The following is an 11515-nucleotide window of genomic DNA, read 5'->3' as shown; positions in this document are numbered from 1 at the left end:
GGCTTTGTGCGTGCTTTGCTGCATGCCACCGAAGGCAACACCAAACCGTAGGGTTTGTGTGCTTCGTGATTGTTACGGCGGTCATAGCGTGGGGGAAACGCCCGGTCCCATACCGAACCCGGAAGCTAAGGCCCATTGCGCCGATGGTACTGCACTCGTGAGGGTGTGGGAGAGTAGGTCACCGCCGGACTTAACCTAAGTGGGTTTGAGGCTCTAACCAGTGATGGTTGGAGCCTCACCTGTTTAACCCGTGAGTGTGGTGCGGGGTGGCCAGGCGCAACGTCTGGCCCTGCACTCGTTTAATTGCCGCAGCTGTTGTCCAGCCTCGCAGCCGGCCCATCATCGAGGTATGGCTGAGAAAGCGTCGTTCCTTTCCGCAGGACCGGCGATCGCATCGCTGGTGTTTGATGACGTTTTTGCTATCGGAATGGCGTAGTTCACGCTGCATATCCCGTAGACCCTGATCAAAGTTCTACTGATCGTGCTTGCGGTCGCGTTGATTGGCGCTGCCGCGGGAACAATCGCCGTGGCAATGGCTTGTTTCATCCGATCCAAGAATTGAGAAGGCTAATGGGCCGCTTCTTCAGATTCAATGACTGAAGCGAGCGCCAAATCTTCAACCGTGAGCATCACGGTGCTATCCCGCCGATTGAATAACTGTAAGGTGATGCTCCGGCCATTGCATCGCCAAATGCGAATGGACTGATCCTCGTCTTCCCAGGGGCGTTCCGGAGCGCCATACACCTCTGAGAGTTCTGCCTGCAAAACAGCAAACCCAGACCGGGTGACTGGATCTTGGGGGACCTGAGAACTGTAGAGGAACGTACAGACACTGAGGAATTGTTGACGGTACGTATCCCAAGTACTCGATATTTTTCCTGGCAGGCCGAGGTCCAGACTCGTCATCTGATGAGGTGAATCCTGGTCGTCGGAATCAATCGCGGTGCCTGATACGAATCCAAGCGCATCGAACAGGGCCTCACGCTCAACTTCAGTCTTTGGCCAAGAGCCTTGGACCAAGCCCTGGATAATGGGCACAAGGTCGTGCGGGACAGGGGACAAACTGATGACTGAGTCTGGCTGTGTCATGCAGCGAGCCTACCTTTGATGCATAGGATCGCGGAAGCCGAACTCGGCATGGCTGCCCGGCAGCGAGTACCCCGGTCTTGGACTGTGGACAGTTATTTCTGTCGCGATCGCGCAGTCCCCGTTCACTGCAAATTCCCTGGTGCCCTAAGACAGCTGCTTGACGCAATAAGCGCCTAATCCTAGAGTCAGGGCACCGGGGTTCGTCCGGCAAGCAAATGGCTGCAGGAGCTTCTGATGGGTTTACTGGCATTTAGCTACAACGTCATGCTGGATGGCTGCGTCGATCATCGAGAAGGCATCGCCGACGATGAATCGCACGACTATTTCACGGGTCTGATGAATGCGCATGGAGCGATGCTCTGGGGTCGTGTTACCTACGAACTGATGGAGGAGTACTGGCCAGCTGTGGCTCGGGGCGACATCTCAGCGCCGCCAGCGCTGCTTCGCTGGGCACAGCAACTGGAGGCGAAGCCCAAATACGTTGTCTCGAGCACTCGCACGGCATATTCATGGAATAACTCCCACCTGCTAAGTGGAGAGCTGCGCGCCTGTGTACTGAGGCTGAAAGACCAGTACCCCGATGGTGTGCTTCTGGGCAGCGGCAAGCTGGCAACAGCTCTGGACAGGATGGAACTCATCGATGAGTACCACTTCCTAATTCACCCAGTTATCGCCGGCCATGGTCCAACGCTGCACCAGGCAGGGTTGCAGAAATCCCGTCATCTGGAATTGATCTCAGCGCAACCGCTCTCCAGCGGTGCGATTGCAGCCAGTTATCGGCGAGTTCGCTGATCCCATGCGGATGACGATTTTGCCTTGGAAATCCGGGGCAGAATCGGAAATGCAGACACCTTTTCTTGCCGGGGAGTTTCGAGTTTTTCATGATGGCCGCAGGAGCTTGCAACTGCACGCAAAAGACCTGAACGCAGTTGATGAAATATGCGTCGAGCCAAGGCTAATCTACAGTATCAAGGAGCGGGGATCGCGTAGCGTAGGAAGCATGGATACGCTTTTCTTCGCCCATCGCGGCAGCTCCCATAAATATTCGGAGAACACTCGTGCCGCCTATCTACAGGCCATCGACGAAGGTGCCGATGGAATTGAATGCGACGTCCATCTGAGCAAAGACGGAATCGTTGTTTGCCACCACGATCCAACGGTCGACCGCACCTCCGATTCATCCGGTCTCGTTGCCGGATATACCTTGGCGGAAATGAAAGCCATGGACTTCACCGGAGTCGTACCGAACATCGTCCCGGCCGAGTATGGGACCGAAAACGAGCAGCTCCTGAGCCTCGGCGAACTCTTCGCTCTCATTGAAGAACGCGGCAAGCCAATTGGTTTGGCCATCGAAATCAAGCATCCAAGCCCCTATGGCCACCTGCTGGAAAAGGGCGTGCTGCAGGTCCTTGCAGCGCACGGGTTCGACCCGCAAACCGGGACCGCCGGCTCGCAGGGACAGATTGCCGTGACCTTGATGAGCTTCGAGCCGAATTCCCTGCGCTATCTGGCCCGCACGGTCAGCACTGCGCTGTTGTGCCAATTGATGACCGAAGTCAATCCGGACTACGTCCAGCAACTGATTGATTCGGGTGACGTGGGCAGGGCCGGTGTCTACGAGGTGCTGTACCGCTCCGTGCCTGAAGGAATCGAACTGATCAACGCAGGGGGAGCTGGAATCGTCGGATCCGGCGTCGCCTGGACCCGAGCCAACGAGCATCTTGTGCGACGGTGGCTGGAGCAAGGATTGAAAGCGCGGATCTGGACGGTCGACCGTCCGGCAGATGCGCAATTCCTGGTGGACCTGGGCGTTGGGGAACTGACCAGCAACCGTCCGGCAGAACTACGCAAAGAACTGGAGCTGAGCTAGGAAACATGAGCACCGAAGAAACCGCACAGGTCAATCTGTACCTGCAGGACACCTATGTTTTCGCCACCGAAGCTGAAGTCATTGCTGCGGGCAGCGATGACGAAGGCCAGTGGATTGCCCTTAGCCCGAATATCTTCCATCCGCGCGGCGGCGGCCAGCCTGAAGACTCGGGCACCGTAGACGGGCTGCCGGTATCGGTCCAGCGCGGCGAGAACGGTCTGGTGATCCTGTACGGTGCCGGCACCAAGCAGGTGGGAGATCGGGTCGAAGCCGAGATCGATGGCGAGCTGCGCCTTGCCCATGCAGCCCTGCACACCGCCGGGCACGTCTTGGGCTTTGCCGGTGAAGATCGCGGCTGGCAGCACAAGGGCCACTCGCACTTCCCCGGGCAATCCCGGCTCGACTTCGATCCGGTGACCGTTGATCTGCCGTTGGGCGATGAGAACGAACGGGCCGCGGCGAAGGCCATGATCCAAGACCGCGTCAATGAACTCATTGCAGGTGGCGGTGAAGTCACAACCACCATCGATGAAGAGGGCATCCGCACCGTGACCATCGCCGGGGTGAATGCTGAACCGTGCGGCGGCACCCACGTGAAGCATCTGGACCAGCTGGAGCACGTTGAAATCGGCGAGGCGAAGGTCAAACGCGGTGTCTACAAGGTCAGGTACGATGCCCGCCACGTCCGCTAGCTGGTTCACGCCGGCGACCAAGATGGGCCTTTCCATCGCGATCGCCACCGGGCTCTACGGCATTTCCTTCGGGGCGCTGTCCATCGCCGCGGGCCTGAATCTATGGCAAACCGTTGCCCTGAGCGCCCTGATGTTCACCGGCGGCTCGCAGTTCGCCTTTATCGGGGTCATCTCCGGTGGCGGTGCCGCCTCGGCGGCATTCTCCGCGGCTTCGCTGCTGGGCATCCGCAATGCCGTGTACGGGATGCAGATCAAGCAAACCTTGCGCCCGTTGGGGCGGCAGGTGCCGTGGATGGCCCAGGTGACCATCGACGAATCCACCGCGGTGAGCTTGGGGCAATCGGATCCGGCGGAGAAGCGCCGCGGATTCATTGCCGCCGGTGCCGGCGTTTACGTCCTGTGGAACCTGTTCACCCTCGTTGGCGCCTTGCTCGGCGAACGCATGGGCGACCCTGCCGCGTGGGGCTTGGATGGCGCCGCGGTTGCGGCCTTCATCGGGCTGCTCTGGCCGCGGCTGAAATCAGTCGAACCGATCATGATCGCGATAGCCGCAGCGATCCTCACCGCGCTGGCGGTACCGGTCACCGCGCCGGGCTTGCCGATTCTGGTGACGGCGGCCTGCGCCGCGATCTACGCCGTGGCCACCGGCCGCCGTGCCCCGGCGGCGACCGAGCACGGCGAACTGGAAAGCATTGAGGAGGAGAAGGCATGAGCGAGTTGAGCTGGTGGATTCTCGGGGCCTGCCTGACGGCCTACGCCATCAAGCTCTGCGGCTTCTTTGTGCCCCGCAGGGTCTTGGACTCGCCGACCATGTCGCATGTGGCCGCCACACTGACCATCGCGCTGCTGGCCTCCTTGGTGACGGTCAATGCCTTCACCTCGGGACAGGAACTGGTCATCGATGCCCGGATCGGCGCCCTCGTGGCCGCGATCATCGCGCTGGTTTTCAAGGCACCTTATCTTGTCGTCGTTGTTGCCGGCGCCCTGGCCGCGATCGTGCTCAGGGCCAGCGGACTGGCTGCCTAGATATTGCCTGCAAGGCGGATGACAAGCCCAGCGCGTAGTGGGACAGTGGAAGCATGATTGTAGCTTTCTCAGTAGCACCTAGTAATGACAACCCCAACGGTTCGGTCCATGACGCAGTGGCTGAAGCGGTGAAAGTCGTCCGGGATTCCGGCCTTCCTAATCGCACCAGCTCCATGTTCACCGAGATCGAAGGCGAATGGGATGAAGTCATGGAGGTGGTCAAGCAGGCCACCTTGGCTGCTGGCCGATTCGGTTCGCGCGTATCGCTGGTGCTGAAAGCCGATATCCGCCCAGGCTACGAGGGCGAGCTCGACGGCAAGATCCAGCGGCTCGAGAAGGCTATCAAGGATAGTGAGGAGAACATGTCGTCATGATCCACCATTCAGCCGAACATGATGCCGGTGCAGTCGACGAATACCTGGAGCGGGAGCTGGGGCTGCGCGTTGCAGCCTTGGAAGCAGGCCGCGAGCATTCCCATAGCGCCGGACTTCCGCGGATTGAAGTCAGCCCGGCCCAGGGAAAGTTCCTCCAGCTGCTCGCCGAGATCACAGGCGCACGCAGGGTCCTGGAAATCGGAACCCTCGGCGGCTACTCGACCAGCTGGCTTGCCCGGGGCGTGGGAGAAACCGGCACCGTCATCAGCTGCGAATTCGAGCCGCTGCATGCCTCGGTTGCACGGGAGAATTTGCAGCGGGCAGGGCTGTCCGAACGCGTTGAAATCAAGTTGGGTGCGGCCCAGGGGTCTTTGGATTCGCTGATTTCCAAGCGAGTTGCTTCATTTGACCTGATCTTCATCGATGCAGATAAGCGCAATAACGTGGCCTACCTCGAACGGGCAATGAAACTGTCGCATCCGGGGACCGTGCTGGTGCTCGACAACGTGGTGCGCAGCGGGGCAGTCTTGGATGACCCTGCTCGGCACGGGACCCAGGAGGCCGATGTGCGGGGGATCCAGGACTCCTTGCGGTGGTTGCGCGATGATCCGCGCGTATCAGCCACCGCCCTGCAGACAGTGGGCGTCAAAGGCTGGGACGGATTCGCGCTCGCACGCGTCCTCTAGCGGCCACGGCTATCGCGTAGGAGAGTGCTCGGGGAGCTCGGCATCGAGTTCCCCGGCTTCGTCTTGCTTGAACGGCGGCGATTTCAGGATCAAGAAGTACACGCCCAATCCGCAAAGCACGCCCATCGGCGGGCCTACCCAGAGGGCGTGCTCGGTATTGCGCACCAAGCCCGCAACAACTGGGCCAACCAGCATGGGAACGATGTAGTAGTAGTGGTCCGGCTCAGCAGGGCCCCAGAAGCGTTCGAATCTGGCAAGAATGCTGAAGCCGGCGGCCAAGAGGACGCAACCGAGCAAAATCACCCAGAAGGTTGAGGAAAGGCTGATGGTCAGGGTCAGTGAACCGACAAGGCCACCGGTCAAGGCAGCGTACTTTGTATTCCGGTCCAAGCCCGACCCCCTTTTGAGCCAAGAAATTTGCAACTACATCAAAAGTTTTTCAAACATCTGGATAGTCCGCAATCCTACTTAAGTAGGAGGGTGCCTTGGTGAGTTGGAAGAAATTAGCGAAGCCACTGCCGTAGGCTAGAGAAGTGCCGCAAATGAACGACTATCGAATCCGACTGGCTACTGAACAAGACGTCCGCCCCGCACTGCAGATGAAATTGCAAGCCTGGAGGGAAGCGTACGCCGAACTTCGCGATGAATCATTTTTCGCCCACCATGAAGGCCAGCTCGATGGCCAGGTAGCCTGGTGGGAACGCGGGCTGGCATCCGGCGCGCAATTCTTCATCGCCGAAGACCGCGATGGACGCATCATCGGGCTAGCCGGCGGGACACCGGCCATCGATGAGGACAAGGACGCCGGGGTAGACATCGAACTGGGCATGCTCTATGTCCTGGCAGAGTATTACGGCACCGGACTGGGCCAGCACCTCTTCGACGTGGTCCTGGGAGAGCGCGATGCGCTGGTCTGGGTCTTGCAGGGCAACGAGCGGGCCCTGGCCTTCTTCGCGAAGCAGGGATTCACCCCCGATGGAACCAGCGAAGCCCTGGCTGGCAGCTGGAAAGGCTTGATCGAGCAACGGATGGTGCGCGCAGGTGGCTAGGGATACCAAGGAATCAATGCTCGGAGAATTTCCGATCGATACCGGTACGGCGGTGATCGAGGCCGATCCCTACGGTGCCAGCCGCTACATCCTGAAGGTCAACGGCGTGCCGTCCTCGCATGTGGATTTGGATGATCCGACGTATCTCGATTTCGAGTACATGCGCTGGATGGAACCGATCTTCACCATCGGTTTTCCTGCCGGGCAATTTGATGGCCGCGCCCGCAAGCTGCGCGTGCTCCACCTCGGCGGAGGCGGCTGCTCCATGGCCCGCTGGGTTGCCGCCAGCTATGAAAACGCCCGACAGGTCGTGGTGGAGCTGGATGCCAAGCTGGCCGAGCTGGTGCGCGTGAACTTCGAGGTGCCGCGTGCCCCGCTGGTGCGCCTGCGCGTGGGGGACGCGGCGCAGGTGCTGCCCACCTTGAGCGATGCGAGCCGCGATGTGATCATCCGCGATGTCTTTGCCGGCAGCACCACCCCGCGCGAGCTGACCACTGCCTCCTACGCCCGTGAAGCGCAGCGGGTGCTGGACGCCGGTGGCGTCTACATCATGAATTGCGGCGATACCGCGGACCTGGCCGGCGCCAAGGCGGAAGCCGCGACGCTGCTGGAGGTCTTCGAGCATGTGGCCATGGTCGCCGACCCGCCGATGCTCAAGGGCCGCCGCTACGGGAACATCGTGTTCCTGGCCAGCGACGAGCCGCTCAAGCTCGGCCCGGCCTTCGAGCGCAGCCTGCGGACCGCGCCGTTGCCCGCGCAGCTGGTTGCCGGCGAAGCCGTGCGCCGCTTCGCCACCGGCGCCGCGCCGATTACCGGCTAGCTGACGGTGCCCATCCGGTAGCCGGTGCCGTCGGCGGCGCGCTGCAGCAGGCCGTGGTCGACCATGTAGCGGCGCAGCAGCGCGACATCCGGGTGGAACACCCGCAGCCGTTCATTGAGCTGCTCTTCGCGCAGCTCTTCCCCATCGCCGATGACCGCGTTGCGCAGGTAGAGAACCACCTCGTGGCGGTCCGCCGGTTTCGCTGGGAGGGATTGCAGCCGGTGCCCGTCGAAGAAGCGGCGGATCCCGCTGCGGTTGGCCTTCGCGGCCGAGGCCGAGGCCAAGGTCTTCTCCAGCAGTTCATCATCCAGCGCCCACCCGGAGCCGTCGTGGCGCAGCAGCCCGATGCTGGCCCAGCGTTCCAAGTCCTTGCGCTCGGACTTGCTGGCTGGCTCGGGCGCACCCTGCCCGCTGAGCACCGCGCCGAGAAGCCGGCGCATCGAAGGGTTCTTCAAGCCTGCTGCCACCTGGATCCACTGCCCGGCGGTATTCTGCTGTTCGCTCATAGGCCCCATCCTATCCAGTTCCCGCCGGTGCGAAGACAAAAGGCGCCCCGCCATCGCAGTCGCGATGGCGGGGCGCCGAAGGGTTGCGGGGCTACTTGACCCCGGCCCACATTTCAATCAGGCCGATGCCGAAGAACAGCACGAAGGCCGCGGAAACAACCCACATCAATGGGTGGATTTCCTTGGCGCGTCCCTGGGTGGCGCGGATGAACACGTAGGCGATGAACCCGGCGCCGATGCCATTGGCGATCGAGTAGGTGAACGGCATCAGGGTGAAGGTCAGGAAGGCCGGCAGAGCGATGCCCCAGTCGTTCCAGTCGATCTTGGAAACCTGGGTGATCATCATGAAGCCGACGACCACCAGGGCCGGAGCCACGGCTTCGAAAGGCACCAGGTAGATCAACGGGCTCAGGAACATCGCCACGATCATCAGCAGGCCGGTGACCACCGAGGCCAGGCCGGTGCGGGCGCCCTCGCCGATGCCGGCGCCGGACTCCACGAAGATCTGCGCCGAGGAGCTCGAGGTGCCGCCGCCGACGATTGCGCCGGCCGCGTCCACCAGCAGGACCTTGTCCACATCGGGGATCTGCCCGTTCTCGTCCATGGAACCGGCTTCGGAAGCCAAGCCCACCATGGTGCCCATGGCGTCGAAGAAGATCGAGAGCAGGATGACGAAGGCCAGCAGCGAGGCGGCGGTGACGCCGATCTTGCTGAAGGCGCCGAACACGCTGACCTGGCCGATCAGCGACAGGTCCGGCAGGGTCCATTCAGGCAGCGACGGAACCACCAGCGACCAGGTGTTGGTTTCCATCGCGCCGATGTGGAAGACGGCTTCGAGGATGTTGGCGAGGATCGCGGAAACGACGATGCCGATCAGGATTGCGCCCTTGACCTTGCGCACCACCAGGGCCATGGTCAGCAGCAGGCCGACGACGAAGACCAGGATCGGCCAGCCCATCAGCTCGCCGTCGAAGCCCAGGCCCACCGGCACGGTGGTGTTCGCGGCATCCGGAAGGCGCTGGACGAATCCGGCATTGACCAGGCCGATCAGGGCGATGAACATGCCGATGCCCACCACGATCGCGGTCTTCAGCCCGGCGGGAACCGCGTTGAACACCGCGGTTCGGAATCCGGTAAGCACCAGGCCGAACATGACCACACCGGCAATGAGCACCAAGCCCATGACGTCGGCCCAGGTCAGTTCCGGGTTCGTGGCCACGGTGATGGCCACGAAGGCATTGACGCCCAAGCCGGTGGCCATGGCGAATGGGTGACGGGCCCAGATGCCCATCAGGATGGTCAGGATGCCGGCGACAAATGCGGTCACTGCGGCAACGCGCTGGATGCCCAACTCGCCACCGGAGGAATCGGCACCGGAAAGAACCAGCGGGTTGAGGACGACGATGTAGCTCATCGCGAAGAAGGTGGCGATGCCGCCGCGAACTTCGGTGGAGAACGTTGAACGCCGTTCCGAAATCTTGAAATATCGGTCGATGCGTGCGCTTATAGCAGTCCCGGACGGGGATTTTGTGGAGGAGGGCATGGAAAAATTCTATGACGTTTCAGCCGCTGATTCATATCGATCCAGCTATTCAGTAGGCTGTACGCGAAAACTTTAGACCCAACTCACACCTAGAACTGCGGAAGCAAGTACATTGGTGGTAAGGGAAATCACAACCCGTTGTATCTGAGGTATTTGAGGAGCGAGTCTGATGAGTGACGAAGCACCAGTAGCAGCAGAGAAGATCGAAGGAATTGTCGTTGGCGTAGACGGTTCCCAGCAGAGCAAATGCGCTTTGCGCTGGGCCGAACGCGAAGCGGTGCGCCGCGGCAGCGTATTGAATATCGTGTCCGCCTATACCATCCCGGTGTTTGCCGCATCCTCCATGGACGCGGGCTACTCAACCCTGGACGACGATCTGATCCGCGGGGGTGCCGAGGACATTGTGCGCCAGGCCCGTGCAGAGCTCGAAGGCAGCACAGCAACCATCCGCACCTATATCGAGTCCGGGGACCCGTCGGGCGTGCTGCTGGATCTGAGCCAGGACGCGGAATTGGTAGTAGTCGGAACCCGCGGCCGCGGTGGCTTCGTGGGCCGCCTGCTCGGTTCGGTCTCCTCGGCGCTGCCAGCGCACTCCAAGTGCCCAACTGTCGTGGTGCCGCTGGCCATGGCCAAGGAACAGGAGGAAGCCGGCGCCGCCGTCGCGGCGGACCGCAAATGCATCGTGGTCGGCGTCGACGGCTCGGACCGCGCCCGTTCTGCGGTGCTGGCGGCAGCGGAGGCGGCCATCGCCAGCGACCTGACGCTGCGGCTGATCTGCGCGGTGCCGCCGGTGGGAGCGGCGCTGGCCTGGATGCCGGCGACCGTGGACCAGGAAGCCGTGCTCGAAGACGTGCGCTACCAGATGAGCGTGGGCACCAAATGGCTCAAGTCGCATTATCCGACGGTGAAGATCGAAACCGACGTGGTCTCCGGGCCGCCGGTTGAGGTGCTGATCCGCGAGTCCGAGCATGCGGTGCTGACCGTGACAGGCTCCCGCGGCCGCGGCGGCTTCACCGGGATGCTGCTCGGCTCGACCTCGCAGGGCGTCTTGCACCACTCCAAGGGACCGGTCATGGTTGTGCCCGACTCGGAAGATCCTCGGCTGGAGAACCGCAAGGACTTCGACACCAGGGCGCAGGAGCAGTAGCCGCGCCGCAACAGCCAGCATGCACGAAGGCCGCGCACCCACCGGGTGCGCGGCCTTCTTGCTCGAGGGGACCCAGCTTAGTAGCGGGCTGCCTTCGGGTAGAGGTTGTTGACGTAGCTCAGCGGAGTCACCGAGATGCCGGCACTCGGGTTGCGAGCGTGGACTACCTGGCCGTTGCCGATGTAGATGGCTACATGGTAGAACGAGGATCCGCCGTTGGACGATGAGAACACCAGGTCGCCTGGGCGCAGATTGCTCAGCGAGACATACTGCGGGGCGCTGGCGAACTGCTGCGACGAGGTGCGTGGCAGGCTGATGCCGGACTTGCCGAAGGCGCGCTGCGAGAAGCTCGAGCAGTCGAAGGCATCCGGTCCGTTGGCGCCGTAGACGTAGTACTTGCTCGGATCATCTGCCGTCTTCAAGGCCCAGGAAATCGCTGCCGAGTAGTTGCTGGACTGCGGAGCAATCTCAGGCTTCGGCTCTGGCTTTGGTTCCGGTTTGGGCGTCGGCTTCGGGGTGACCTTGGGCTTCGGCTCTGGCTTCGGGGTGACCTTGGGCTTCGGCTCTGGCTTCGGGGTGACCTTGGGCTTCGGTTCGGCCTTCTTGGTTGGCTCTGGCTTCGGTTCGGCCTTTTTGGTTGGCTCTGGCTTCGGTTCGGCCTTTTTGGTTGGCTCTGGCTTCGGTTCGGCCTTTTTGGTTGGCTCTGGCTTCGG

At 61.8% G+C, this 11515-nt stretch carries 15 protein-coding genes and 1 rRNA gene; 11 read left to right on the top strand and 5 right to left on the bottom strand.

Going from position 1 to position 11515, the window contains the following annotated elements; translation table 11 throughout:
- Positions 1-73 precede the first annotated feature (73 nt).
- Positions 74-190: ribosomal RNA gene (gene rrf, locus EKH49_RS10525) — 5S ribosomal RNA — on the top strand.
- Positions 191-567: 377 nt separating this feature from the next.
- Here rrf and EKH49_RS10520 read toward each other — a convergent pair.
- On the bottom strand, positions 568-1089 hold the full coding sequence (locus EKH49_RS10520) for a hypothetical protein (protein WP_128470805.1): 522 nt from the start codon (positions 1087-1089) through the stop codon (positions 568-570).
- Between the two features lie 234 nt (positions 1090-1323).
- On the opposite strand from EKH49_RS10520, the gene EKH49_RS10515 reads away from it, so the two are divergent.
- From EKH49_RS10515 to EKH49_RS10485, 7 genes are read left to right on the top strand one after another with little or no spacing between them, the layout of a single operon-like run.
- A complete protein-coding gene (locus EKH49_RS10515; RefSeq protein ID WP_038992024.1) occupies positions 1324-1881 on the top strand; it encodes a dihydrofolate reductase family protein in 558 nt (185 codons plus the stop codon).
- A complete protein-coding gene (locus tag EKH49_RS10510) occupies positions 1853-2959 on the top strand; it encodes a glycerophosphodiester phosphodiesterase (protein WP_161567502.1) in 1107 nt (368 codons plus the stop codon). Before EKH49_RS10515 ends, EKH49_RS10510 begins: the two co-directional genes overlap by 29 nt.
- 5 nt (positions 2960-2964) lie before the next feature.
- The gene (locus EKH49_RS10505) at positions 2965-3651 is read left to right on the top strand and encodes a serine-tRNA(Ala) deacylase AlaX (RefSeq protein WP_038992022.1); all 687 of its coding nucleotides are present in this window, start codon (positions 2965-2967) and stop codon (positions 3649-3651) included.
- Positions 3632-4363 carry an AzlC family ABC transporter permease gene (locus EKH49_RS10500; RefSeq protein WP_236641124.1) on the top strand — a complete coding sequence of 244 codons (732 nt, stop codon included), beginning with the start codon at positions 3632-3634 and terminating at the stop codon, positions 4361-4363. The genes EKH49_RS10505 and EKH49_RS10500 overlap by 20 nt, the downstream gene beginning before the upstream one ends.
- Entirely contained in the window at positions 4360-4677 is a 318-nt protein-coding gene (locus tag EKH49_RS10495; RefSeq protein WP_128470803.1) for an AzlD domain-containing protein, read from the top strand. Before EKH49_RS10500 ends, EKH49_RS10495 begins: the two co-directional genes overlap by 4 nt.
- 53 nt (positions 4678-4730) lie before the next feature.
- Positions 4731-5051 (top strand): thiamine-binding protein, encoded by a 321-nt coding sequence (locus EKH49_RS10490; RefSeq protein WP_128470802.1) that lies wholly within the window; start codon positions 4731-4733, stop codon positions 5049-5051.
- Entirely contained in the window at positions 5048-5737 is a 690-nt protein-coding gene (locus EKH49_RS10485; RefSeq protein ID WP_128470801.1) for an O-methyltransferase, read from the top strand. Before EKH49_RS10490 ends, EKH49_RS10485 begins: the two co-directional genes overlap by 4 nt.
- A 9-nt stretch (positions 5738-5746) precedes the next feature.
- On the opposite strand, the gene EKH49_RS10480 is transcribed toward EKH49_RS10485, so the two are convergent.
- Positions 5747-6127: a hypothetical protein gene (locus EKH49_RS10480; RefSeq protein ID WP_128470800.1), complete on the bottom strand. Its 381-nt coding sequence runs from the start codon at positions 6125-6127 to the stop codon at positions 5747-5749.
- 152 nt (positions 6128-6279) lie between these two features.
- On the opposite strand from EKH49_RS10480, the gene EKH49_RS10475 reads away from it, so the two are divergent.
- Both EKH49_RS10475 and EKH49_RS10470 read left to right on the top strand, forming a co-directional pair.
- Positions 6280-6786, top strand: a complete 507-nt coding sequence (locus EKH49_RS10475; RefSeq protein ID WP_236641123.1) for a GNAT family N-acetyltransferase — start codon at positions 6280-6282, stop codon at positions 6784-6786.
- Positions 6787-6802: 16 nt separating this feature from the next.
- The gene (locus EKH49_RS10470) at positions 6803-7606 is read left to right on the top strand and encodes a spermidine synthase (RefSeq protein ID WP_128470798.1); all 804 of its coding nucleotides are present in this window, start codon (positions 6803-6805) and stop codon (positions 7604-7606) included.
- Here EKH49_RS10470 and EKH49_RS10465 read toward each other — a convergent pair.
- Both EKH49_RS10465 and EKH49_RS10460 read right to left on the bottom strand, forming a co-directional pair.
- Positions 7603-8112, bottom strand: coding sequence for a DUF2087 domain-containing protein (locus tag EKH49_RS10465; protein ID WP_052253852.1), 510 nt, complete (start codon positions 8110-8112; stop codon positions 7603-7605). The genes EKH49_RS10470 and EKH49_RS10465 overlap by 4 nt on opposite strands.
- A 91-nt stretch (positions 8113-8203) precedes the next feature.
- Positions 8204-9655 (bottom strand): NCS2 family permease, encoded by a 1452-nt coding sequence (locus EKH49_RS10460; protein WP_128470796.1) that lies wholly within the window; start codon positions 9653-9655, stop codon positions 8204-8206.
- A gap of 169 nt (positions 9656-9824) precedes the next feature.
- On the opposite strand from EKH49_RS10460, the gene EKH49_RS10455 reads away from it, so the two are divergent.
- A complete protein-coding gene (locus EKH49_RS10455; protein ID WP_038992016.1) occupies positions 9825-10802 on the top strand; it encodes a universal stress protein in 978 nt (325 codons plus the stop codon).
- A 77-nt stretch (positions 10803-10879) separates the two neighbouring features.
- On the opposite strand, the gene EKH49_RS10450 is transcribed toward EKH49_RS10455, so the two are convergent.
- A partial coding sequence (locus tag EKH49_RS10450) for a C40 family peptidase (RefSeq protein WP_201739595.1) occupies positions 10880-11515 on the bottom strand: 636 nt, incomplete at its 5' end.

It is taken from the genome of Glutamicibacter sp. HZAU, from assembly GCF_004100365.1.
GTDB lineage: Bacteria > Actinomycetota > Actinomycetes > Actinomycetales > Micrococcaceae > Glutamicibacter > Glutamicibacter nicotianae.
The sequence above is the reverse complement of the archived record's forward strand: the minus strand, read 5'-3'. Positions and strand labels throughout refer to the sequence as shown.